General features: G+C 72.1%; 20 protein-coding genes and 2 pseudogenes. 12 read left to right on the plus strand and 10 right to left on the minus strand.

Going from position 1 to position 22,154, the window contains the following annotated elements:
• Nucleotides 1-117: 117 nt before the first annotated feature.
• Nucleotides 118-345 carry a DUF6289 family protein gene (locus EDC50_RS12805; protein WP_123770866.1) on the plus strand — a complete coding sequence of 76 codons (228 nt, stop codon included), beginning with the start codon at nt 118-120 and terminating at the stop codon, nt 343-345.
• Nucleotides 346-383: 38 nt separating this feature from the next.
• On the plus strand, nt 384-608 hold the full coding sequence (locus EDC50_RS12810) for a DUF6289 family protein (protein WP_123770867.1): 225 nt from the start codon (nt 384-386) through the stop codon (nt 606-608).
• Between the two features lie 72 nt (nt 609-680).
• Here the strand turns inward: EDC50_RS12810 and EDC50_RS12815 are convergent, their stop codons facing one another.
• Together EDC50_RS12815 and EDC50_RS12820 are read right to left on the minus strand one after the other, a co-directional pair.
• Nucleotides 681-2,771: a S46 family peptidase gene (locus tag EDC50_RS12815; RefSeq protein WP_199742063.1), complete on the minus strand. Its 2,091-nt coding sequence runs from the start codon at nt 2,769-2,771 to the stop codon at nt 681-683.
• Between the two features lie 148 nt (nt 2,772-2,919).
• Nucleotides 2,920-3,303: a MerC domain-containing protein gene (locus EDC50_RS12820; protein WP_123770869.1), complete on the minus strand. Its 384-nt coding sequence runs from the start codon at nt 3,301-3,303 to the stop codon at nt 2,920-2,922.
• Nucleotides 3,304-3,447: 144 nt separating this feature from the next.
• On the opposite strand from EDC50_RS12820, the gene EDC50_RS12825 reads away from it, so the two are divergent.
• Together EDC50_RS12825 and EDC50_RS16800 are read left to right on the plus strand one after the other, a co-directional pair.
• Entirely contained in the window at nt 3,448-3,843 is a 396-nt protein-coding gene (locus EDC50_RS12825) for a MotA/TolQ/ExbB proton channel family protein (protein WP_199742060.1), read from the plus strand.
• Nucleotides 3,843-4,133 (plus strand): annotated as a pseudogene (locus EDC50_RS16800) (DUF2149 domain-containing protein); the annotation flags it as partial. The gene EDC50_RS12825 and the pseudogene EDC50_RS16800, both read left to right, overlap by 1 nt.
• Nucleotides 4,134-4,331: 198 nt before the next feature.
• Here the strand turns inward: EDC50_RS16800 and EDC50_RS12835 are convergent.
• Nucleotides 4,332-6,491 carry a S46 family peptidase gene (locus EDC50_RS12835; RefSeq protein WP_123770870.1) on the minus strand — a complete coding sequence of 720 codons (2,160 nt, stop codon included), beginning with the start codon at nt 6,489-6,491 and terminating at the stop codon, nt 4,332-4,334.
• A gap of 130 nt (nt 6,492-6,621) precedes the next feature.
• On the opposite strand from EDC50_RS12835, the gene tdh reads away from it, so the two are divergent.
• The 3 genes from tdh to EDC50_RS12850 all read left to right on the plus strand — a co-directional run bounded on the left by tdh (nt 6,622) and on the right by EDC50_RS12850 (nt 9,134).
• Nucleotides 6,622-7,656 (plus strand): L-threonine 3-dehydrogenase, encoded by a 1,035-nt coding sequence (gene tdh, locus EDC50_RS12840; protein WP_199742059.1) that lies wholly within the window; start codon nt 6,622-6,624, stop codon nt 7,654-7,656.
• Between the two features lie 87 nt (nt 7,657-7,743).
• Nucleotides 7,744-8,937 (plus strand): glycine C-acetyltransferase, encoded by a 1,194-nt coding sequence (gene kbl, locus EDC50_RS12845; protein WP_123770871.1) that lies wholly within the window; start codon nt 7,744-7,746, stop codon nt 8,935-8,937.
• A gap of 11 nt (nt 8,938-8,948) precedes the next feature.
• Nucleotides 8,949-9,134 (plus strand): hypothetical protein, encoded by a 186-nt coding sequence (locus tag EDC50_RS12850; RefSeq protein ID WP_123770872.1) that lies wholly within the window; start codon nt 8,949-8,951, stop codon nt 9,132-9,134.
• A 94-nt stretch (nt 9,135-9,228) separates the two neighbouring features.
• Here EDC50_RS12850 and EDC50_RS12855 read toward each other — a convergent pair.
• From EDC50_RS12855 to EDC50_RS12875, 5 genes and pseudogenes are all read right to left on the minus strand, one after another.
• A pseudogene (locus EDC50_RS12855) lies at nt 9,229-9,465 on the minus strand (hypothetical protein); the annotation flags it as partial.
• Between the two features lie 344 nt (nt 9,466-9,809).
• Nucleotides 9,810-10,562, minus strand: coding sequence for a pseudouridine synthase (locus EDC50_RS12860; RefSeq protein ID WP_123770873.1), 753 nt, complete (start codon nt 10,560-10,562; stop codon nt 9,810-9,812).
• A gap of 53 nt (nt 10,563-10,615) precedes the next feature.
• Nucleotides 10,616-11,110: a hypothetical protein gene (locus tag EDC50_RS12865; RefSeq protein ID WP_123770874.1), complete on the minus strand. Its 495-nt coding sequence runs from the start codon at nt 11,108-11,110 to the stop codon at nt 10,616-10,618.
• A gap of 234 nt (nt 11,111-11,344) precedes the next feature.
• Nucleotides 11,345-12,430, minus strand: a complete 1,086-nt coding sequence (locus EDC50_RS12870) for an OmpA family protein (protein ID WP_123770875.1) — start codon at nt 12,428-12,430, stop codon at nt 11,345-11,347.
• 153 nt (nt 12,431-12,583) lie between these two features.
• Nucleotides 12,584-14,032 (minus strand): bifunctional 2-methylcitrate dehydratase/aconitate hydratase, encoded by a 1,449-nt coding sequence (locus EDC50_RS12875; RefSeq protein WP_123770876.1) that lies wholly within the window; start codon nt 14,030-14,032, stop codon nt 12,584-12,586.
• Nucleotides 14,033-14,167: 135 nt separating this feature from the next.
• Between EDC50_RS12875 and EDC50_RS12880 the strand changes: the two genes are divergently transcribed.
• A complete protein-coding gene (locus tag EDC50_RS12880; protein ID WP_123770877.1) occupies nt 14,168-14,959 on the plus strand; it encodes a DODA-type extradiol aromatic ring-opening family dioxygenase in 792 nt (263 codons plus the stop codon).
• A 95-nt stretch (nt 14,960-15,054) separates the two neighbouring features.
• Here the strand turns inward: EDC50_RS12880 and EDC50_RS12885 are convergent, their stop codons facing one another.
• Both EDC50_RS12885 and EDC50_RS12890 read right to left on the minus strand, forming a co-directional pair.
• Entirely contained in the window at nt 15,055-15,837 is a 783-nt protein-coding gene (locus tag EDC50_RS12885; RefSeq protein ID WP_123770878.1) for a fructosamine kinase family protein, read from the minus strand.
• Between the two features lie 303 nt (nt 15,838-16,140).
• Nucleotides 16,141-17,115, minus strand: coding sequence for a LysR family transcriptional regulator (locus EDC50_RS12890; RefSeq protein ID WP_123770879.1), 975 nt, complete (start codon nt 17,113-17,115; stop codon nt 16,141-16,143).
• A 183-nt stretch (nt 17,116-17,298) separates the two neighbouring features.
• Here EDC50_RS12890 and EDC50_RS12895 point away from each other — a divergent pair, with 183 nt between their 5' ends.
• From EDC50_RS12895 to EDC50_RS12910, 4 genes are all read left to right on the plus strand, one after another.
• Nucleotides 17,299-18,495, plus strand: coding sequence for an MFS transporter (locus EDC50_RS12895; protein ID WP_123770948.1), 1,197 nt, complete (start codon nt 17,299-17,301; stop codon nt 18,493-18,495).
• 117 nt (nt 18,496-18,612) lie between these two features.
• Nucleotides 18,613-19,884: an SGNH/GDSL hydrolase family protein gene (locus EDC50_RS12900; RefSeq protein ID WP_123770880.1), complete on the plus strand. Its 1,272-nt coding sequence runs from the start codon at nt 18,613-18,615 to the stop codon at nt 19,882-19,884.
• Nucleotides 19,885-19,960: 76 nt separating this feature from the next.
• Nucleotides 19,961-20,989, plus strand: coding sequence for an aldo/keto reductase (locus EDC50_RS12905; RefSeq protein ID WP_123770881.1), 1,029 nt, complete (start codon nt 19,961-19,963; stop codon nt 20,987-20,989).
• Nucleotides 20,990-21,115: 126 nt separating this feature from the next.
• The gene (locus EDC50_RS12910) at nt 21,116-22,144 is read left to right on the plus strand and encodes a zinc-binding alcohol dehydrogenase family protein (RefSeq protein ID WP_123770882.1); all 1,029 of its coding nucleotides are present in this window, start codon (nt 21,116-21,118) and stop codon (nt 22,142-22,144) included.
• Nucleotides 22,145-22,154 lie beyond the last annotated feature (10 nt).

Consider the following 22,154-nt stretch of genomic DNA (forward strand, 5'->3'; position numbering starts at 1 on the left):
CCCGATCACAGAACCGGCATCGGCACGCGCGATTTCACTTCAGGCGAACGATTCGATTCGCTAGCGTCGGCCGGCCGGCAACGACGCCGGCGCGATGCCACGCAAAGGGAGACGCACATGCGCAAGCGCATCCGTTGGACGCTGGGCCTGTCGGCCGCGATGGCGATGGGCGCGGCGATCGCCGCGATCGGCCCGACCGGGCCGGGCCAGTTCTATTACTACTTCGACGACGCCGGCAACGTGGTCGGCTACCAGGCGATCGGCTGCGACGGCAGCCGCGAGGCCTGGGGCACCTTCACCCGCAACTACCAGGACGGCTACTTCCTCTGCGAACCGGAATTCTGAGCCGCCCCGCCCCGCAGCCACCGACAAGGAGAGACGTCATGCACCGCAAGCTTCTGCTCGGCCTCGCCCTCGCGTTCGCCGCCACCGCCGCCATCGCGATCCCGCCCGGGCCGGACGAGATCGGCGAGTTCTACTTCTACTTCGACGAAGCCGGCAACGAGGTCGGCGGCGCCTCGATCGACTGCCAGGGCCACTACAGCGAATGGGGCGTGCGCACCGCGAACTACAGCGCCGGCCACCGGATCTGTCCGCCGGATCGGTAAGGCGGAACGGACGCCGGCGCCAACCGGCGTCCGTTTTTTTCGGGCGCGAGCGGCGCCACCCGCCCTGACGCGCTATTGGCGCGGGGCGACGCCCAGCTCCTGCAGCAGCCGCGGCGCCGGGTAGACCTTCTGCATGATCCAGCGCATGTAGCGCTGGTCCACGGCGATCATCCGCGTCATCGCCGGATCGAACACCCAGTTGCTGCTGACCGACTCCCAGTTGCCGTCGAACGCCAGGCCGACCAGCCTGCCCTGCGCGTCCAGCACCGGCGAGCCCGAATTGCCGCCGGTGATGTCGAGATCGGACAGGAAGTTCACCGGCACCGTGCCCAGGCGCTTGTCGGCCAGGCCGGCGTAGTCCTTGGCCGCGATCGCGTCGAGCAGCGCCTGCGGCGCATCGAACGGCTCCTGCCCGGTGGCCTTGGCCGCGACCTCCTCCAATCGGGTGAACGGCGCCTGCTTGCTGCCGTCGGTCTTGGTGTAGCCGGTGACCTTGCCGAAGGTGATGCGCAGCGAGGAATTGGCGTCCGGGTAGACGGACTCGCCGCGGCTCTTCTTGTAGTCGGCCAGCGCCTGCAGGTACACCGGCCGCGCCAGCAACGCGTCGCCGGCGCGCGCCTTGCCCTCGCGCTCCAGCTGCAGCACGGTCGGCATCACCGCCACCGCGAACTGGATCGCCGGGTCCTTGCTCTTCTCGAACTCGGCGCGGCCGGCGTTCATCAGCTTCAGGCGCTGCTCGGTGCTGCCGAGCCGGGTCTTGGCCAGCTTGTCGAGCGCGCGCTGGATCGCCTTCTCGTCGCCGCCGCCGAGCCATCGGTCGAGCGCGGCGATGCGCTGCGGCGGCGGCAGCTTGACGTACTCGCGCAGCCAGTAGGCCTGCAGTTCGCGGTCCATCGCCGGCACGTAGCGGCGCTCCATCTGGCGCATGCCGCCTTCGAAGGTCGACATGTCGCGCTGCTGGTAGCCCTGCTCGCGCTCGGCGTCGGGCTTGGCGCGCTCGATCGACAGCCGGTACAGCTGCGTCGCCGCGCCGAGCACGCCGGTGCTGCGCAGCTGGCCGAACACCAGGTCGCGGTCGCGGTGCGCGCGCGCGGCCTCGTCCAGCGCCACCAGCCCGGCGTGGGCGGCGAGCGCGGCCTCGCCCTTCGGCCCCTGCTTGCGCAGCCATTCCAGCACCGCGGTTTCCTCGGCCTGCTTCTTCGCCGCCGCGTCGATGCGCTTGAAGCCTTCGAGCTGCCCGTCGTAGTTCTTCATCGCGTTCTGCCAGCCGCGCACGGTGCTGGCGTACTTGACCGCGATGTCGGGGTTCTTCTTGCCCTCGGCCTCGACCAGCGCGACCAGCTTCTTGTAGTGGCCGCCCACGGTCGGATAGGTCCAGTTGGCGGTCTCGTCGAATTCCTCCGCCAAGGCATAACGCGCGGTCCGGCCGGGGTAGCCGGCGACCATCACGAAGTCGCCCGCGCCGAGCGGCTTGTCCGCCAGCTTCAGCCAGTGCTTCGGCCGGTAGGGCACGTTGTCGGCGGCGTACGGCGCCGGCTTGCCGTCCTTGCCGACGTAGGCGCGGTAGAACGAGAAGTCGCCGGTGTGGCGCGGCCACATCCAGTTGTCGATCTCGCCGCCGTAGTTGCCGACGCTGCCCGGCGGCGCATAGACCAGGCGCACGTCCTGGATCTCGAGGTTGCGGAACAGCCGGTAGGTGTTGCCGCCGAAGAAGCTGTACAGCCGGCAGCGGAAGCCGGGGTCGCGCTCGCAGTCGGCGACCAGGCGCTTCTCCAGCGACTCCAGCGCCTGGGTGCGGCCGAGCGCGTCCGGCGCGGCGGCGATCGCGGCCTGCACCTGCGCGGTCACGTCCTGGATCGAATCGAGCACGTAGATGCGCGCGTTCGGCCCGGCGGACACCTCCTCGGCCTGCGAGGCGGCGTTGAAGCCCTCCTTCATCAGGTTCCTTTCCGGCGTGGAGTTGAGCTGGATCGCGCCGTACGCACAGTGGTGGTTGGTCGCGACCAGGCCCTGCGGCGAGACGAAGCTGGCGGTGCAGCCGCCGAGCGAGACCACCGCGCCCATCGGGTCCCCGGTGAGATCGGCCAACTGCTTCGGATCGAGCCTGAGCCCGGCCTTCTTCAGCGGCTTGGCGATCTCCGGCAATTGCTGCGGCACCCACATGCCCTCGCCCGCACGGGCATGGCCGGCGGCGAGCCCGGCGACGGCCACCGCAGCGGCCAGAATCGTGTAGCGCATCCCTTTCTCCTCGCGGAAAACGATCGGCGAGTCTAGCCCGGCGGCTCCGCCCACGGCCAATGGCGCACGCCCGTCAGGCGCCCGCATGGCGATGCCGGCGCGCCCAGTTCCAGACATGGGCGCCGGCGAGCATCGCGCTGCCGGCCACCGTCGCCGGCGTTTCCCAGGCTTCGCGCGGCCAGCCGCAAGCGCCCGCGGCCAGCGCGCCGAGCCCGGCGATCGCCAGCATCCACAGCGCGCGCGGCAACCGCCGCGACCGATGCGACCGCCACAGCGCCACGCCGGCGAGCGGGACCGCCAGCACGACCCACAGCAGGTGCACCCACTCCGCCTCGGCCCAGGCGGCGAACACCGGCAGGAACGCCGCCAGCACCGGCAAGGCCAGGCAATGCAGCAGGCACAGCCCGGACAGGCCGATCGCCGAGGCGTCGAACACGTGCAGGTCGAGCGGCTTCATCGCGCATCTCCTTCGCTGAGTATTGTTATGTTATAACATAATGAACAAGGAGGTGCTCCGCATCTCTCGATCTTTGTCCACCGGCCCGGGCGCGCTGATCCTGCTCTCTCCCTGGCCTATGCCTTCGTCGCCCGCGGCGCGTTCGTGGTCGAGGCCTGGCAGCGCCGCCGCGGCCGCCACCGCTCCGCGCTCGCCGCCTGGCACGCGCGCGGCGGCGGCGCCAGCGACGACGTGGAACTGTGGATCATGAAACGGCTGGAATGGCTGCGCATCGTCCCGCGTACCACGCCGATGCTGGGCCTGGTGGCGACCATGATCCCGATGGGCCCGGCGCTGCTGGCGTTGACCCGCAGCGACGCGCGGGCCGTCGGCGAGAACCTGGTCGTCGCGTTCTCCGCGGTGATCCTGGCGCGGGTCGCGGCGGGCCTCACCTTCCTGGTGCTGACCGTGCGCCGCCGCTGGCTGCTGCGGGAGTTGCGCGAGATCGAGCGGGCGCGCGAACGCGGCGCCGCGCGCGCGCCCGTCCGGGAGGCCGCCTGATGCGCTTCCTCGACCAAGACGACGCCGACGACCCGATCCGGTCGGTGGTCAACCTGATCGACCTGTTCCTGGTGATGATCGGCATCCTGATGATCGTGATCGTGCGCAATCCGCTGAACCCGTTCTCGCAGCGGAAGGTGGTCGTGGTCGAGAACCCGGGCGAGGCCGACATGCGCATCCTGGTCAAGGACGGCCAGGAGCTGACCCGCTACGAATCCACCGGCGAGATCGGCGAGGGCGGCGGCGTGCGCGCCGGCGTCACCTACCGCCTGGCCGACGGCCGCATGGTGTACGTGCCGGAAGCGCCGGCGAGCGAAGGCGGCCGCCCGCCGCCGCGGCGGCGGACGGCGGCGGAAATACCGCCGACGAGTGATTCGTCGAATCCCGCGCCCGGACGCGGGGTCCCTGCGGAAGGCGACGCGCCGGCGCGCACCCGAGCCGCGGCGTGCGCGCGGCACGCCGCCCCGGCGAGGGCTTCGCCGCAGGGTTCACTCCGCCGGCAGGTTCATCTCCTGCAGCAGATGCGGCGCCGGATAGACCTTGGCCAGCAGCCAGCGCAGGTAGCGCAGGTCGACGTGGATCGCGCGCTTGTAGCGCGGATCGAACATCCAGCTGGCGCTGACCGCCTCCCAGTTGCTGTCGAAGTTCAGCCCGATCAGGCGACCGTCGGCGTCCAGCACCGGCGAGCCGGAGTTGCCGCCGGTGGTGTCGAGGTTGGTGAGGAAGTCGACGGTCTGCGTTTTCAGGCTCGGCTCGGCGGTGCTGCCGAAGTCGCCCCGGGCGATGGCGTCGAGCAGCGGCCGCGGGGCGTCGAACGGGTCCTGTCCGGTGTGCTTCTCGACGATGCCGGCCACGGTGGTCAGCGGGCGGTAGTCGATGCCGTCGCGCGGCGACATCGGGCTGATCCGGCCGTAGCTGACGCGCAGGGTCGAATTCGCGTCCGGGTAGACCGCGCGGCCCTGCGACCTGCGATAGGCGATCAACGCGCGCATATAGGCCGGGCGCAGGCGCAGCAGCTCGCCCTCGCGCGCCTTGGCCTGGTCGTCCAGCCGCAGCAGCGCCGGCAGCAGGGCCGCCGCGGCGCGCAGCAGCGCGTCGCCGGATTCCCGCAGCGCCGCCGCGTCGGCCCGCATCGCCGCCAGGCGCGCGTCCTCGTCGCCGAGGCGGGTGCCGGCATACAGCGCGTCGAGGCGCCGCTTCAGCTCCGCCGGCGTGGCGCCGAACACGGCGTCGAACTCGGGCACGCGCTGCGCCGCCGGCAGCGCCTGGTGGCGGGCCAGCAGCTCGGCCAGCAGCGCCTTCTCCACCGCCGGCGCGTAGCGGCGCTGCACCTGCTTCAGCTGGCCGGCGATCAGCGCCTCGTCGCGCTGCTGGTAGCCGCTCTCGCGCTGCGTGTCGGGCTTGCCGCGCTCGTGCGCCAGGCGCTGCACCGTCAGCGCCGCCCGCAGCAGTTGCGTCTGCGACTGGATCGCGGCGAGCAGCTGGTCGCGTTCGCGGGTGGCGGCGGCGCGGTCCAGCACCGCCTGCGCCGCGGCGATGTCGGCGCGCGCGGCGGCGGCGCCGGCCTGCCGCCCGAGCCAGGCGAACATCGCCGCCTCGTCCTCGCGCCGCACCCGCACCGCGTCGCTGCGGCGCAGGCCGTCGAGCTCGCCCTGGGCGCGCTTGAGGCTGTTCTTCAGGCTGCGCAGCTGCGAGGCGTAGGCCACGCGCGCGGCCTCGTCGCCGGCGGCGGCCTCGATCACCTCGATCATGCGCTGGTAGAGCGCCACTCTCGCCGGCAACTGCCACTCGACCTGCTGGGCGAACTCCGAGGCCATGCGGTGGCGGAACGTCACCCCCGGGTAGCCCGCGAGCATCGCGAAGTCGCCGTCCTTGACGTGGCGGGTGGACACCTGCAGGTGCGCCGGCGGCACGTAGGGCACGTTGTCGGGCGAGTAGTCCGCCGGACGGCCGTCCTTGCCGACGTAGGCGCGCAGCAGGGTGAAGTCGCCGGCATGGCGCGGCCAGACGAAGTTGTCGACCTCGCCGCCGTAGTTGCCGATCGCGTTCGGCGGCGCGTACACCAGGCGCACGTCGCGCAGTTCCAGCTGCCGCACCAGGTAGAAGTCGGTGCCGTAGTACATGTTGGCGACGCTGCAGCGGTAGCCCGGCTCGCGCTCGCACTCGGCCACGGCGGCCTTGGACGCGGCGTCCACCGCGTCGTAGTAGGCCCGGCCCCGCTTGCCGCGGGCGCCGGCGAGGATGCGGTCGGTGATGCGCTCGAAGCCGGTGGTGACCAGGATGCGGTAGTCGGGGTTGGCCGGCAGCTCGGCGGCGCGGTCGGCGGCGACGTAGCCGTCGCGGATCAGGTCGCGGTCCGGGCGCGAGTTGTACTGGATCACGCCGAAGGCGACGTGGTGGTTGGTCAGCACCAGGCCTTCCTTCGACACGAACGCGCCGCTGGCGCCGCCCACCTTCACCACCGCGTTCATCGGCGGCTCGGCCAGCTCGGCCAGGCCGCGCGGGTCGCCGCGGTAGCCCGCCGCCTCCAGCGCGCCGGCGATCTCCGGCAGTTGCGAGGGCATCCACATGCCCTCGTCGGCGTGGGCGGCGCCGAGCAGCGACGAGAGCGCGAGCGACAGGGACAGGGCGAACGGACGGCGGCGCATGGTCGATCCGGGTGCGGAAAGGCGGCGACGATAGGCGATGCCGCCCGCATCGGGCAAACCGCGGGGCCGGGGACGGCGAAGGGCCGGCGTATAATTCCGCCCTCTTTCCCGCCGTCCGCGGACGCACTCCATGACCCAAACGATGAAGGCGCTGGTCAAGCGCGAAGCCGGCAAGGGCATCTGGCTGGAACAGGTGCCGATCCCCTCGCCCGGCCCCAACGAGGTGCTGATCAAGCTGGAGAAGACCGCGATCTGCGGCACCGACCTGCACATCTACCTGTGGGACGAGTGGAGCCAGCGGACGATCAAGCCGGGCCTGGTGATCGGCCACGAGTTCGTCGGCCGCATCGTCGAGATCGGCGCCGGCGTCACCGGCTACAAGCTGGGCCAGCGCGTCTCGGCCGAGGGCCACATCGTCTGCGGCCACTGCCGCAACTGCCGCGCCGGCCGCCAGCACCTGTGCCCGAACACGGTCGGCATCGGCGTGAACCGCAACGGCGCGTTCGCCGAATACATCGTGATGCCGGCGTCCAACCTGTGGCCGATCCCGGACCAGATCCCGTCGGAGCTGGCCGCGTTCTTCGATCCCTACGGCAACGCCGCGCACTGCGCGCTGGAGTTCGACGTGGTCGGCGAGGACGTGCTGATCACCGGCGCCGGCCCGATCGGCATCATCGCCGCCGGCATCTGCAAGCACATCGGCGCGCGCAACGTGGTGGTCACCGACGTCAACGACTACCGCCTCAAGCTCGCCGCCGACATGGGCGCCACCCGCGTGGTCAACGTCGCCAACGCCTCGCTCAAGGACGTGATGGCCGACCTGCACATGGAAGGCTTCGACGTCGGCCTGGAGATGAGCGGCAACCCGCGCGCGTTCAACGACATGCTCGAGTGCATGTACCACGGGGGCAAGATCGCGATGCTCGGCATCATGCCCAAGGGCGCCGGCGCAGACTGGGACAAGATCATCTTCAAGGGCCTGACCATCCACGGCATCTACGGCCGCAAGATGTACGAGACCTGGTACAAGATGACGCAGCTGGTGCTGAGCGGCTTCCCGCTCGGCAAGGTGCTGACCCACCAGCTGCCGATCGACGAATTCCAGCAGGGCTTCGAGCTGATGGAATCGGGCAAGGCCGGGAAGGTCGTCCTTTCCTGGAACTAGGTCGCGCTTCCGCGAAGGCGGGAACCCGGCGACTCCCATCCGCCCCGACACTGGACCCCGCCCTGGCGGGATGACGAGCAAGACGCCATGTCCCTCACCCAACGCTACGCCGACGTCCTCGAGGAAATCCGCGACGCCGGCCTGTTCAAGTCCGAGCGCATCATCACCAGCCCGCAGTCGGCCGAGATCGAGCTCGAGGACGGCCGCAAGGTGCTGAACTTCTGCGCCAACAACTACCTCGGCCTGGCCGACCACCCGGACGTGATCGCCGCCGCCAAGCAGGCGCTGGACACGCACGGCTTCGGCATGGCCTCGGTGCGCTTCATCTGCGGCACCCAGGACCTGCACAAGCGGCTGGAGCGGACCATCGCCGAGTTCTTCGGCACCGAGGACACCATCCTCTACGCCGCCTGCTTCGACGCCAACGGCGGCCTGTTCGAGCCGCTGCTGGACGAGAAGGACGCGATCGTCAGCGACGCGCTCAACCACGCCTCGATCATCGACGGCGTGCGCCTGTGCAAGGCCAAGCGCTACCGCTACGCCAACTGCGACATGGCCGACCTGGAGAAGCAGCTGCAGCAGGCCAAGGCCGACGGCGCGCGCACCATCCTGATCACCACCGACGGCGTGTTCTCGATGGACGGGTTCATCGCCCCGCTCGACGAGATCACCGCGCTGGCGCGCAAGTACGGCGCGCTGGTGCACATCGACGAGTGCCACGCCACCGGCTTCCTCGGCAAGAGCGGACGCGGTTCGGCCGAGGTCAAGGGCGTGATGGACAGGATCGACATTTTCACCGGCACCCTGGGCAAGGCCATGGGCGGCGCGCTGGGCGGCTTCACCACCGCGAAGAAGGAAGTGATCGAGCTGCTGCGCCAGCGTTCGCGTCCGTACCTGTTCTCCAACTCGCTGCCGCCGCACGTGGTGGCCGCCGGCATCAAGGCCTTCGAGATGCTCGGCGCCGCCGGCGAGCTGCGCGAGCGGCTGGCGGAGAACACCCGCTATTTCCGCGAACGGATGGCCGCGGCCGGCTTCGACATCAAGCCGGGCACGCACCCGATCTGCCCGGTGATGCTGTACGACGCGCCGCTGGCGCAGAAGTTCGCGCAGCGCCTGCTCGAGGAAGGCATCTACGCGATCGGCTTCTTCTTCCCGGTGGTGCCCAAGGGCCAGGCGCGCATCCGCACGCAGATGTCGGCCGCGCACACCCGCGAGCACCTCGACCGCGCGATCGACGCCTTCACCCGGATCGGCCGCGAACTGGGCGTGCTGAAGGCCTGACCGCGCCGCCGATGAAGAATCTCGCCGCCCTCCTGTTGCTGGCCGGCGTCGGCGCCGCCGGCGCCTTCGCCGGCTTCCAGCTGATCCTGGCGATCGCCGCGGACGCCTGGGGCACGGCGGTGCTGTGCCTGCTCGGACTGCTGGTCGCGATCGGGGCGGCGTACATCTTCTGGCGCCTGCTGCGCCTGGATGCGTAGGCCGCCCGGAACGCGCGCATAACGCGCATAAAAAAGTCCCGGCAGATGCCGGGACCGGGCATGCCCGCCGCCGAGGCGGCGGCGGACGCCCAGATCATTTCCCGGCGGCTTCGCTCTGCGCCACCTGCGCCGGCGCCGCGCCCGCGGGCTTGCCCTTGGCCACGCGGATGCCGCGCGCCTTCATCCAGGCGTCGAACTCCTCGGCGGTCATGCGCTTGCCGTTCTGGTTCATGTTGAAGCGGTACGGCGTGTTGTCGTATTGGGTCTTGGGCTTGTAGGTCGCCGGGTCGGCCGGCTCTTCGGCCGCGGCGGCCACCGGCTCGGCCTTCGCGGCCGGCTTGTGGCGCTTGCCGGCCGCGAGCGCCCCGCCCTGCAAACCGATCAGCGCGATCCCCACCGCCAGCCACATCGTCGTCTGTCGCATGTCGAGCTCCCCCAAGGCGTGCGAAAAAAGTCGGCACAGTCTGGCGCGGCGCATCGGGCGGAAAAGTGCGCGCCCGCACACTCCTGGCGCTTCGCCCCATCGCCGCGCCGGGAACCGCCGCATCGCGCGGCCGCAGCGGCCGCATGCCCGCGGGCCGGCGCCGGTCGCGCGTCGCGGGGCGCCGCGCCGGTGCCGCGGAAGCGCCGCTTGGGCGTGCGGGCGCCATCCCGCGGACGAACCGCGGCGTTTGCTCAATCGGGCGCGCCCAGGGCGATGCGCTCCTCGCGGGTGAGCGGCCGCCATGCGCCCTTGGCCAGGTCGCCGAGCGCGAGCGGGCCGATCGCCACCCGCACCAGCCGCAGCACGCCGACGCCGAACGCCGCGAGCAGGCGGCGGATCTGCCGGTTGCGGCCTTCGTCGAGCACGATCTCGAGCCATGCGTTGCGGCTGCCGCTGCGCAGCACCCGCGCCGACTTGGCGCGCAGCCGCTCGCCGCCGTCGTCCACTCCGGCGACCAGCGCGGCGAGCAGGGCCGCGTCCGGCAGCGCATCGACCTGCACGTGATAGGTCTTGTCCGGGCCGCTCCCGGGATCGGCGATGCGCGCCGCCCAGGCCGGATCGTTGCAGAACAGCAGCAGGCCCTCGCTGGCCTTGTCCAGGCGCCCGACCGGCGCCAGCCACGGCAACCCCGCGCCATCGAAGCAGCGATACACGGTGTCGCGGCCGCGCTCGTCGCGCGCGGTGGTGACCAGCCCGCGCGGCTTGTTGAGCATCAGATAGAGGCGCTGCGGCGGCGCCAGCTCGCGGCCGTCGACGCGGATGCGCTGGCCGGCGACGATCGGCGTTTCCGGTTCGCGCGCGACGCGGCCGTCGACCTCGACCCGGCCGGCCGCGATCCAGCGCGCCGCCTCGCTGCGCGAGCACACGCCCTGCTTCGACAGCACCCGGGCCAGCCCGGTCCGCGGCGCCGGCGCGACCGCGGGTTTGCGACGGCGCGGCGGCATCGGTCCCCTCGAATGCGGTGCAAACGAACGGGGCGCCCGCGGCGCCCCATCGCTCACTTCTTCTTCGCCTCGTCCTTGGCCGGCTCCGGTGCCGGCGCCGCCGCCGGCGCCGCCCCCTTGGCCACGCGCACGCCGCGCGCCTTCATCCAGGCGTCGAACTCCTCGGCGGTCATGCGCTTGCCGTTCTGGTGCATGTCGAAGCGCCAGGGCGTGTTGTCGAACTGAGTCTTGGGCTTGTACGAGGCCGCGTCGTTCTGCAGCGGCGCGGCCGGGGACGCCGGCGGCAACGCCTTGGCGACCTGGCAACCCTCCAGGCGCAGGCGGAACAGCACCTGGTCGACCGCAAGCGCCTCGTCGAAGGCCTGCGACAGCACGCCGGTCGGCGCACCCAGCTGGTGCGAGGGCGCGACCAGCTCCGGCGCGATCGGCGCGATCACGGTCGGCCGCACCGGCAGCGCCTTCGGCGCCGCCAGCGCGCCGCACTGCGCGGCCTGCGCCTGCGCCGCCCCCGCGATCACCAGCAACGAAACCCCGAGCAGCGCGCGCATCAGCCTGTCCTCCGAAAAGCGTTCACGACGCGGAGCGGCCTCCGCGAATCGCGCCAGTGTAGGCGCGGGCCGCACGCCGGACAACACGCGCAGGCCGATGACGCGCGCCGCGCGTGGGCGAATGCGCTCGCGGACGCGGCGTGGGGCGGCCACGGCACGCCTTTCCGCGCGCAAAAAAAGCGAAGCCCGGCACAGGGCCGGGCTCCGCCTCCACTACCTTCGGGCGCGAACGGCTCAGTTCTGCACGTTCAGCTCGGTGCGGCGGTTGCGCTCCGACTTGCAGCCCGGCAGCGTCTGCGCCGTCGGCTCCAGCGGACGGCTCTCGCCGTAACCGATCGGACCCACCAGGCGGCTCGCATCGATGCCGTTGCTGGTCAGGTAGTCGTACACCGCCTTCGCGCGACGCTCCGACAGCTTCTGGTTGTACGCGTCGGTACCGCACAGGTCGGTGTGACCGGCCACTTCCACGCGCAGCTCCGGATAGCGCTGCAGGATCTGCACCGCCTCCGACAGGATCGCCACCGCGTCCGCACGCAGCGTCGACTTGTCGAAGTCGAAGTTCACGCCCTTCAGGTCGATCGACACCGGCACCGGGCAGCCGTCCGGACCGATCGTCTGGCCCGCCTGCGAACCCGGGCACTTGTCGTCGCAGTTGTTCACGCCGTCGCCGTCGTCGTCCAGGTCCGCGCAGCTCGGCGCCGCCGGCGCCGGCGGCGGCGCCGCCACCGCCGGAGCCCCCAGCGGAATCACCACGCCCACCGACGCCAGCACGTCGCCGAACCAGTCTTCGCTCGGCGCCGACACGCTCGTGTCGTCGAAGTCCGCGCGGTACGCCAGCTCCGTGCGGATCGCCGCACGCTTGCCCGCCAGCGCGCTCTGGATGCCCACGCCCACCTTCGCCGCCAGGTTGCCGTCCTCACGCTCGCCCGGCGAGTTCGGGCTCGGGAACGCGTCGAACTCCTCCTCCGAACGCTGGTAGCCTAGGCCCATCAGAATGTACGGCGCCCAGTTGCGGCCTTCCGCGGTGAAGTGACGGCGCAGGTCCAGCGAGATCCCGTACTGGCTCCAGTTCAGGTCCTGGTTCGCGTCGTTGTTCGGGTTCTGGTAGTTCAGCTCGCCGTCCAGCGACCAGTTCTCGTTCAGGAACTTGCCCAGGCCGATCGCGCCGAACGGCGCGTTGCGCGTGCCGCGGTCGTTGTCCTGGATGTTGAAGCCGGCCGAACCGGTCAGGTACCAGCGATCGTCGAATTCCTGCGCGCTGGCCGCCTGGGCCACGGCCAGACCACCCAACAGGGCGGCGCAGAGGAGTTTCTTATTCATGTCCATCGTGCTCCTTGAGTCGAAAAAATCGGAAACCGCGCCTGCGACTTCCTGAACTGCGGGACGGCCGAGACACGCCATCACGCGCAGGTTAATTTTGCGAATGTGAAAGGTGCGTTAACGCCTGTCTAACAATTATCGGGGCCGGATTCCTCAGGCGCGGAACAGTTCGAGGAAACGGGTCACCGGCAGCGCCTCCAGGCGTTCCGGCTGCGCCGCCAGGGCGAGCAGCTCGTCGGCGCGCCCGGCCGGGAGCTTGGCCCGGATCGCGCTCTCGAATTTGGCCATCAGCACCGGGATGCCCTCGGCGCGCCGCTTGCGGTGGCCGATCGGATAATCGATCGACACCTTCTCGGTGGCGCTGCCGTCCTTGAAGAAGACCTGCACCGAGTTGCCGATGTAGCGCTTTTCCGGATCGAAATAGTCCTTGGTGAACTGCGGGTTCTCGACCACCGTCATGCGTTCGCGCAGGGCGTCGATGCGCGGGTCGGCGGCGACGGCGTCGGTGTAGTCGTCGGCGGTGAGGCGGCCGAAGATCAGCGGCACCGCGACCATGTACTGGATGCAGTGGTCGCGGTCGGCGTAGTTCGCCAGCGGGCCGGTCTTGTCGATGATGCGCACGCCGGCTTCCTGGGTCTCGATCACGATCCTCTCGACGTCGTCGAGGCGGTCCTTGACCTGGGCGTGCAGCTTCATCGCGCACTCGACCGCGGTCTGGGCGTGGAACTCGGCCGGGAAACTGATCTTGAACAGCACGTTCTCCATCACGTAGCTGCCGAACGGGCGCTCGAACTCGAACGGCTTGCCCTTGAAGGCGACGTCGTAGAAGCCCCAGGTCGGCACGCTCAGCGCGCTCGGGTAGCCGACCACGCCCTTGATCGCGTTCAGCGCGTGGGTGACCGCGCGGCGGCAGGCGTCGCCCGCGGCCCAGCTCTTGCGCGGGCCGGTGTTGGGCGCGTGCCGGTAGGTGCGCAGCACGCCGTTGTCGATCCAGCTGTGCGAGACGGCGGTGACGATCTCGTCCTTGCCGCCGCCGAGCATGTGCGTGGCCACCGCGGTGGAGGCCAGGCGGACCAGGATCACGTGGTCGAGGCCGACCCGGTTGAACGAGTTCTTCAGCGCGTAGCAGCCCTGGATCTCGTGCGCCTTGATCGCATGGCCGAGCACGTCGCGCACGGTCATGGCCCGGCCGCCCTCGGCCTCGGCCTTGCGGCCCAGGTAGTCGGCCACCGCCAGGATCGCGCCGAGGTTGTCGGACGGATGGCCCCACTCGGCGGCCAGCCAGGTGTCGTTGAAGTCCAGCCAGCGGATCTGCACGCCGATGTTGTAGGCGGCCTGCACCGGGTCGAGCTCGTAGCTCGTGAACGGCACGCGCGCGCCGCCCTTCATCTCCGCGCCGGGCACCAGCGGGCCGAGGTGCTTGACGCACTCCTTGTGGTCCATCGCCATCGCCGCGCAGGCCAGCGAGTCCAGCAGCATGTAGCGCGCGGTGTCGTAGGCCTCCTTCGACTCGATCGGGTAGTCGGCGACGTAATCGGCGATGTCCACCATCGGCTGGTCGGGCTTGGGGCGGACGGCGGAGCGGAGGTCGAAGTGGCTCATGGGGCGCGTACCTGCGGACGAAAAGAGTCCGCTATTTTGCCAGAGCCGGCGGGCGCGGCCCGGCCGCGAGCGCCCGGGCGCCGCGGCGGCGCGCCTGCGCTTGGCAAGCGACCCGCGCGGCACCACCTTGGCGGAATGGACGCCTACACCCGCCTGCCGACCCTGTTCCTGTCCCACGGTTCGCCGATGCTCGCGGTCGAGGACACGCCGGCGGGGCGGTTTCTCGACGCGCTCGGCGCCGGCCTGCCGTGGCCCAAGGCGGTGGTCGTGGCCTCCGCGCACTACGCCGCGGAGGCGCCGGCGCTGGGCGCCGCGGTGCGCCCGCGCACCGTGCACGACTTCGGCGGCTTTCCCGGGCCGCTGTACCGGATCGAGTACCCGGCGCCGGGCGCGCCCGACCTGGCCGAGCGCATCGCCGCGCTGCTGGCCGAAGCCGGGCTGCCGGCGCGGCTGCACGAGGATCGCGGCCTCGACCACGGCGTGTGGGTGCCGCTGCGGCGGATGTATCCGGAGGCGACGGTCCCGGTGGTGCCGCTGGCGGTGATGCCGCACGGCGACGCGGCGGCGCACCGGGCGCTCGGCCGGGCGCTGGCGCCGCTGCGCGACGAGGGCGTGCTGGTGGTCGGGTCCGGCGGCTTCGTGCACAACCTCGGCGACCTCGACTGGGCGCGCCGCGACGGTCCGCTGGCGGACTGGGCCGGCGAATTCGCCGACTGGATGCGCGCCGCGCTGGCGGCGGGCGACTGGCCGGCGCTGCTCGACTGGCGGCGCCGGGCGCCGCACGCGCGCCGCGCGCATCCCACGGCCGAGCACCTGATGCCGCTGTTCGTGGCCCTCGGCGCGGCCGGCGACGCCCCGGCCGTGCGCACGCTGCACCGTTCGCACGAGTTCGGGACGCTGGCGCTGGACGCGTTCGCCTTCGACTGAGCCTGGAGCGGCGACGAGAAGCCAGGAACGAGCAACGAGCGAAAGGCGACGCCCTCTCGCGTCCCTCGACTTCCGCCCCCTCCGCTTCCCCGCCCTCAGCTCCCGGCCAGCGCGGCGCGCACGGCGCCGAGGTAGCCGCCGCCGAACAGGTTCAGGTGGTTGAGCAGGTGGTAGAGGTTGTACAGCGGGGCGCGCTCGCGCCAGTCCGGCGCCGGCGCCGCGAGTTCGGCGTAGGCGCGCCAGAACGCCGGTGGCGGCGCGCCGAACAGGGTCAGCATCGCCAGTTCCGCCTCGGCCCAGCCGAAGTGCGCGGCGCCGGCGTCGATCAGCGCCGGGGCGCCGTCGCCGCAGCAGTGCAGGTTGCCCCGCCACAGGTCGCCGTGCAGCAGCACCGGCGGCTGCGGCGGGATGCGTTCGGGCAGGCGCGCGCACAGGCGCTCGATCGCGCGGCCCTCGGCGGCGCCGAGCCGGCCGCAATCGCGCGCGCGGCGCATCTGCGGCAGCAGCCGGCATTCGGCGAAGAAGCGCCAGCCGTCGTCCATCGGCGTGTTCGGCTGCGGGCTCGGGCCGCAGTAGCCGTCGTGGGCGAAGCCGAAGCGTTCGCCGCGCACCGCATGCAGGCGCGCGAGCCCGGTGCCGGCGCGGCGCCAGAAACCCGCGTCCGGCGCGGATTCGCCGAGGTCTTCCAGCACCAGGCGCTCGCGTTCGAGCTTCAGCACGCGCGGCACGCGCAGGGCGCCGGCGGCGCCGAGCGCGGCCAGGCCGGCGGCTTCCGCGGCGTAGTAGTCGGCCGGCGCGTCGGGCCAGCGCTTGATCACCACGGCGACGCCCTCGAGGGTCGCGCGGCGCAGTTCGGCAGGGCGGGCGGAAGCGGTCATCGCGGGGGCATCCTGCGCCGGATACGCAAGGTCGGCACGGCCGCAAGGCGGGGACGTCCGGGCGTAGCGTCCGCACACGGGCGTGCAGGCCGCGCGTGCGTCGCTCGGGCGCGGGAGCGCCGCCTCCCGCGCGCCCGGCCGGGAAAGCCCGAATGCCCGGCCCGGCGTGCCGCCGCCGAAAGCGGAATCCCGCCCGCCTTCGATGATCCGACGTCCCGGATTCCCGGGAATGGCGGCATCTTCCTCCGCGGGCCGGTTGCCGGAAACGCGAATCCCGCATGCCCGGGCCTCGTTCGCGACGCATCAACGCGCCTGCGCGCCCGGATCGCCGTCGCGGCGCCGGCGCGGTGCGGGCGGCGGTGCCTCGGCCGCGTGTTGCTCCCACGGCGGCGATGCGAACCGCTCGGCGAGGAAGTCGACGAACGCGCGCACGCGCGGCGGCACCAGCCGGCGCTGCGGCATCACCGCGTAGATCCCGGTGTCGGCGATCGGGTACTCGGGCAGCAGTTGCATCAGGCGGCCGCTGCGCAGGTCGTCGCAGGCGTGCCAGGTCGAGTGCAGGGCGATGCCCAGGCCGGCCACCGCCGCGTCGCGCAGGGCCTCGCCGTAATTGCTCTCGAAGCGGCCGCGCACGCGCACAGCGATCTCGCCGCCGCGGCCGTCGCCCAGGCGCCACACGTCCTGGCGTCCCTGGCGGCCAACCAGCAGGATGCAGTCGTGCTCGGCGAGCTCCTGCGGCGTACGCGGCACGCCGCGGCGGCGCAGGTAGTCCGGCGCGGCGCAGATCACCCGCCGGTTTACGGCGAGCTTGCGCGCGACCAGGCTGGAGTCGTCCAGCGCGCCGATCCGCACCGCCAGGTCGACGCCGGCGCTGACCAGGTCGAGCAGCTGGTCGTTGAGGTCGAGGCTGAGCGTGACCCGCGGGTGGCGGGCGAGGAACTCCGGCAGCAGCGGCGAGATGTACTGCCGCCCGAACGAGGCCGAAGCGGTGACCCGCAAGGTGCCGGCGACCTCGGTGCCGGCCTGGCGCAAGCCGCTGGCCAGCGCCTCCAGGTCCTCGACCAGCGGCCGGCCCTGCTCGGCCAGCGCCGCGCCTTCGGGGGTCGCGTGCAGCCGGCGCGTGGTCCGGTGCAGCAGGCGCACGCCGAGCTCGCGCTCCAGCCGCTTCAGCCGCTGGCTGGCGACCGCGACCGACAGATCGAGGCTGCGCGCGGCGGCGCTGATCGAGCCGAGGTCGAGCACGCGCAGGAACAGGGCGATGTCGCCGATGCGATCCATGGTCCGGGTCCGGCCTGGGGAAGAAAGCGGAAATTCGCGCGGCCCTGGCCGATTGTCAATCGAACCTTGAAAGTGATTCGTCACTTTTCCGGTTTTCTCGATACTCGGCGCGGCCTAGCCTGCGCGCTTCCCGACTCCGGAATCCGTCCCGTGTCCGCTTCCCCCCTCCCCGCCCGCGGCCGCATGCCGGTCGCCCTCTACGCGCTGACGGCCGGTTCGTTCGGCATCGGCTGCGCCGAGTTCGTGATCATGGGCCTGCTGCTGCAGGTCGCCGCCGACCTGCAGGTGTCGATCGCCGCCGCCGGCCTGCTGGTGACCGGCTATGCCCTGGGCGTCACCGCGGGTGCGCCGGTGCTGACCCTGCTGAGCCGGCGCATGCCGCGCAAGGCGGTGCTGCTGGCGCTGATGGCGATCTACACCGTCGGCAACGCCGCCTGCGCGCTGGCGCCGGACTACGCCACGCTGATGGCGGCGCGCGTGGTCACCTCGCTGACCCATGGCACCTTCTTCGGCGTCGGCGCGGTGGTCGCCACCGGCCTGGTGCCGGAAGACCGCAAGGCCTCCGCGATCTCGGTGATGTTCTCCGGCCTGACCTTGGCCACCCTGCTCGGCATGCCGGCCGGGGCCTGGCTCGGCCTGCACTTCGGCTGGCGCTCGACGTTCTGGGCGATGAGCCTGGTCGGCGTGGTCTCGCTGCTGGTGATCGCGCTGCTGGTGCCGCGCAGCCGCGGCGAGGACGCGCGCGTCGCGCTGCGCGACGAGCTGGCGACGATCGCCCGGCCGCAGGTGCTGCTCGGCCTGCTGATGACCATGCTCGGCTTCGCCGGCGTGTTCGTGGTGATCACCTACGTGCAGCCGTTGCTGACCCGCCTGGCCGGCTTCGGCGAGAGCGCGGTGTCGCCGATCCTGTTGATGTTCGGCGGCGGCATGGTGATCGGCAACCTGCTCGGCGGCCGCCTCGCCGACCGCCGGCCGACGCCGGCGCTGCTCGGCACGCTGCTGGCGCTGGCCGCGGTGCTCGGCGCGATGAGCTTCGTCCTGCACAGCCGGATCGCGATGGTGCTGTTCGTGGGCCTGCTCGGCGTGGCCGCGTTCGCCACCGTGTCGCCGCTGCAGCTGCGGGTGCTGCGCCACGCCGCGGGCGCCGGCCAGAACCTGGCCTCGAGCTTCAACATCGCCGCCTTCAACCTCGGCAACGCCGCGGGCGCCTGGCTGGGCGGCGTCGCGATCGAGCGCGGCCCCGGGCTGGAATCCCTGCCCTGGGTCGCCGCGCTGGTGACGCTGTCGGGCCTGGCGGTGGCGGGCTGGAGCGTGCGGCTGGAACGCCGCAGCGCCCGCGCCGTCGCGCTGCCCGCCGGCTGCGCCGCCGAGCGCGGCTGACCCGTCCGCCCGAGGCGGCCGCGGACGACGGCTTCGGCGACGCGGCCGGCCGCCTGCGTCCTGCGACTCCCGCGGGCCGGAACCCCTGGCCCGCCCACCCGAGCGACGAACCACGCCATGAACGCGCGCATCCGATTCCCCGCCTGGTCCCGGCTGCCGGCCTGGCTGCTGGTCGCCGCGCTCGCGCTGCCGCTGCCTGCGGCGGCGCGCGCGCCGCAGCCGGCCTGGATCCCCACCTGGACCGCCAGCCCGCAGCCGCGCTGGGACGGCGACTTCGCCCTGCCGACCCAGCTGCCCTACCACTTCTGGAACCAGACCGTGCGCCAGGTGGCGCGGGTCAGCCTCGGCGGCCGGCGCGTGCGCGTGCTGCTGTCGAACCAGTACGGCGACAAGCCGCTGAAGATCGGCGCCGCGCGCATCGCCCTCGCCGGCGAAGGCGGCGCGATCGTCCCCGGCAGCGACCGCGCGCTGACCTTCGGCGGCCGCGCCGCCGCGACCGTGCCGCCGGGCGCGCCGCTGCTCAGCGATCCGGTCGAACTGGAGGTGCCGGCGCTGGCCCGGGTCGCGGTCAGCCTGTACCTGCCCGAGCCGACGCCGCCTTCGACCTTCCACTGGGACGCGCGCCAGACCGCCTACGTCGGCGCCGGCGACCAGACCGCGGCGCCGCGGCTGCGCGCCGACTCGACCCTGACCGCGCGCGTGTTCCTGGGCGCGATCCAGGTCGAGGCCGCGCCCGGGGCGCGCGCGGTGGTCGCGTTCGGCGACTCGATCACCGACGGCAACATGGCCACCCTCGACGCCGACGCGCGCTGGCCGGACGCGCTCGCCGGACGCCTGGCCGCGCGCAACGTCGCCGTGCTCAACGCCGGCATTTCCGGCGCGCGCGTGCTGCGCGACAAGATGGGCGAGAACGCGCTGGCGCGCTTCGAGCGCGACGTGCTGGCGCAACCGGGCGTGGCCGCGGTGGTGGTGCTGATGGGCATCAACGACATCGCCTGGCGCGGCACCCCGCTGGAGCCGGACGCGCCGCCCGTCGCCGCCGAGGACCTGATCGCCGGCTACCGGCAACTGATCGCCCGCGCGCGTGCACGCGGCGTGCGCATCGTCGGTGCGACGCTGACGCCCTTCGAGGGCGCGCTCGACGCCACGCCGATGCGCGGCTATTTCGACGCCGGCAAGGAACGCGTGCGCCGGCAGGTCAACGCCTGGATCCGCGACGGCGGCGAATTCGACGCGGTGCTCGACTTCGACGCGATCGTGCGCGACCCGGCGCACCCGGCGCGCTTCCTGCCCGCGTACGATTCCGGCGACCACCTGCATCCGGGCGACGCCGGCTACCGGGCGATGGCGCAGGCGATCGACCCGCGGGTGTTGCTCGGCGAGGATTGAGGCGCCCGCCGCCACCGCTTTCCCACCTGCCCTCTCCCGCAAGCCGGGGAAAGAAAGAACCACCAAGGAGTCAACGATGGAATACCGCTTTCTCGGCCGCTCCGGACTGCGCGTGCCGGCGCTGAGCTTCGGCACCGGCACCTTCGGCGGCAAGGGCCCGCTGTTCGGGTCCTGGGGCAACACCGACGTCGCCGGGGCCACCCGCCTGGTCGACGTCTGCCTCGACGCCGGCCTCACCCTGTTCGACAGCGCCGACGTCTACTCCGGCGGCGAGGCCGAGCGCATCCTCGGCGCGGCGATCAAGGGCCGCCGCGACCAGGTGCTGATCTCGACCAAGGCCACCTTCCGCTTCGACGACAACGACCCGAACGCGGTCGGCTCCTCGCGCTTCCACCTGCTGCGCACCGTCGACGCGCAGCTGCAGCGCCTGGGCACCGACTACATCGACCTGTTCCAGCTGCACGGCTTCGACGCGAAGACGCCGCTGGAGGAGACGCTGTCCACCCTCGACGACCTGGTCCGCGCCGGCAAGATCCGCTACCTCGGCGTGTCCAACTTCTCCGGCTGGCACCTGATGAAGTCGCTGGCGGTCGCCGACCGCTACGGCTGGACCCGCTACGTGGCGCACCAGGCCTACTACTCGCTGATCGGCCGCGACTACGAATGGGAGCTGATGCCGCTCGGCCTCGACCAGGGCGTCGGCGCGGTGGTGTGGAGCCCGCTCGGCTGGGGCCGGCTGACCGGCAAGATCCGCCGCGGCCAGCCGCGCCCCGAGGTCAGCCGCCTGCCCGGCAGCGCCGAGTACGGCCCGCCGGTGGACGAGGAATACCTGTACCGCGTGGTCGACGCGCTCGACGAGATCGCCGCCGAGACCGGCAAGACCGTGCCGCAGATCGCGCTGAACTGGCTGCTGCAGCGCCCCACCGTGTCCACCGTGGTGATCGGCGCGCGCAACGAGGAGCAGCTGCGGCAGAACCTCGGCGCGGTCGGCTGGAACCTCACGCCGGAGCAGGTGGCCAGGCTCGACGCCGCCAGCGCGCCGACCCCGGCGTATCCGTACTGGCACCAGCGCGGCTTCGCCGAGCGCAATCCGTTCCCGGTGTGATCTGCCGCGCCCTCTCCCGCGCAGCGGGAGAGGGCCGGGGTGGGGGCGAACCGCCTTGGCTGCCCTCATCCGCCCTTCGCGCCTCTTCTTCCGCGCGGGAGAAGGACCGCCATGTCAGGAGACCCCATGAAAGCCGTCGCCCTCACCCGCTATCTGCCGATCGACGACCCCGAATCGCTGGTCGACCTCGAACTGCCCGAACCCGCCGCACCCACCGGCCACGACCTGCTGGTGCGGGTGGAAGCGGTGTCGGTGAACCCGGTCGACACCAAGGTGCGCGCGCCGAAGCCGCAGGTCGAAGCGCAGCCGAAAGTGCTCGGCTACGACGCCGCCGGCACGGTCGAAGCCGTCGGCGAGGCGGTCACCCGCTTCAAGCCCGGCGACAAGGTCTACTACGCCGGCGACATCACCCGCCCCGGCAGCAACGCGCAGCTGCAGCTGGTCGACGAGCGCATCGTCGGCCGTGCACCGAAGTCGCTGGACGCGGCGCAGGCCGCGGCGCTGCCGCTGACCGCGCTGACCGCGTGGGAACTGCTGTTCCAGCGCATGCCGTTCGACAGCGACGCCGGCGGCGCCGGCAAGAGCCTGCTGGTGATCGCCGGCGCCGGCGGCGTCGGTTCGATCGCGATCCAGCTCGCGCGCCGCGCCGGCTTCACCGTGATCGCCACCGCCTCGCGCGCGGACACGGCCGAGTGGTGCCGCGCGCTGGGCGCGCAGCACGTGATCGACCACCGCCGGCCGCTGCCGCCGCAACTGGCCGGGATCGGCATCGCACTGGTCGACGCCGCGCTCAACCTCTACGACACCGACGCCTACTGGGACGCGCTGGGCGAAGTGCTGGCGCCGCAGGGGCACGTCGGCCTGATCGTCGAACCGAAGGGCGCGCTGCGCATCGGCGATCCGTATAAGGCCAAGTGCATCGGCATCCACTGGGAGTTCATGTTCGCGCGGGCGCGCTTCCGCACCGCCGACATGGCCGAGCAGGGCCGCATCCTCGACCGGGTCGCCGAACTCGTCGACGCCGGCGAACTGCGCGGCACCCGGCGCGAGACGCTGGCGCCGATCAACGCCGCCAACCTGCGCGAAGCGCACCGGCGGCTGGAGTCGGGCGCGACCATCGGCAAGCTGACGCTCGCGGGCTGGGCGGACGCCTAGCGGCGCAACG

Source organism: Vulcaniibacterium tengchongense, assembly GCF_003814555.1.
In the GTDB taxonomy this organism is placed as follows: Bacteria; Pseudomonadota; Gammaproteobacteria; order Xanthomonadales; family Xanthomonadaceae; genus Vulcaniibacterium; species Vulcaniibacterium tengchongense.

Bases quoted from the DNA above. Each gene is read 5' to 3' on its own strand.
- EDC50_RS12805 (WP_123770866.1), top strand. From the start codon at position 118: ATGCGCAAGCGCATCCGTTGGACGCTGGGCCTGTCGGCCGCGATGGCG.
- EDC50_RS12810 (WP_123770867.1), top strand. From the start codon at position 384: ATGCACCGCAAGCTTCTGCTCGGCCTCGCCCTCGCGTTCGCCGCCACC.
- EDC50_RS12815 (WP_199742063.1), bottom strand. From the start codon at position 2,771: ATGTGGGTGCCGCAGCAATTGCCGGAGATCGCCAAGCCGCTGAAGAAG.
- EDC50_RS12820 (WP_123770869.1), bottom strand. From the start codon at position 3,303: ATGAAGCCGCTCGACCTGCACGTGTTCGACGCCTCGGCGATCGGCCTG.
- EDC50_RS12835 (WP_123770870.1), bottom strand. From the start codon at position 6,491: ATGCGCCGCCGTCCGTTCGCCCTGTCCCTGTCGCTCGCGCTCTCGTCG.
- tdh (WP_199742059.1), top strand. From the start codon at position 6,622: ATGACCCAAACGATGAAGGCGCTGGTCAAGCGCGAAGCCGGCAAGGGC.
- kbl (WP_123770871.1), top strand. From the start codon at position 7,744: ATGTCCCTCACCCAACGCTACGCCGACGTCCTCGAGGAAATCCGCGAC.
- EDC50_RS12850 (WP_123770872.1), top strand. From the start codon at position 8,949: ATGAAGAATCTCGCCGCCCTCCTGTTGCTGGCCGGCGTCGGCGCCGCC.
- EDC50_RS12860 (WP_123770873.1), bottom strand. From the start codon at position 10,562: ATGCCGCCGCGCCGTCGCAAACCCGCGGTCGCGCCGGCGCCGCGGACC.
- EDC50_RS12865 (WP_123770874.1), bottom strand. From the start codon at position 11,110: ATGCGCGCGCTGCTCGGGGTTTCGTTGCTGGTGATCGCGGGGGCGGCG.
- EDC50_RS12870 (WP_123770875.1), bottom strand. From the start codon at position 12,430: ATGAATAAGAAACTCCTCTGCGCCGCCCTGTTGGGTGGTCTGGCCGTG.
- EDC50_RS12875 (WP_123770876.1), bottom strand. From the start codon at position 14,032: ATGAGCCACTTCGACCTCCGCTCCGCCGTCCGCCCCAAGCCCGACCAG.
- EDC50_RS12880 (WP_123770877.1), top strand. From the start codon at position 14,168: ATGGACGCCTACACCCGCCTGCCGACCCTGTTCCTGTCCCACGGTTCG.
- EDC50_RS12885 (WP_123770878.1), bottom strand. From the start codon at position 15,837: ATGACCGCTTCCGCCCGCCCTGCCGAACTGCGCCGCGCGACCCTCGAG.
- EDC50_RS12890 (WP_123770879.1), bottom strand. From the start codon at position 17,115: ATGGATCGCATCGGCGACATCGCCCTGTTCCTGCGCGTGCTCGACCTC.
- EDC50_RS12895 (WP_123770948.1), top strand. From the start codon at position 17,299: ATGCCGGTCGCCCTCTACGCGCTGACGGCCGGTTCGTTCGGCATCGGC.
- EDC50_RS12900 (WP_123770880.1), top strand. From the start codon at position 18,613: ATGAACGCGCGCATCCGATTCCCCGCCTGGTCCCGGCTGCCGGCCTGG.
- EDC50_RS12905 (WP_123770881.1), top strand. From the start codon at position 19,961: ATGGAATACCGCTTTCTCGGCCGCTCCGGACTGCGCGTGCCGGCGCTG.
- EDC50_RS12910 (WP_123770882.1), top strand. From the start codon at position 21,116: ATGAAAGCCGTCGCCCTCACCCGCTATCTGCCGATCGACGACCCCGAA.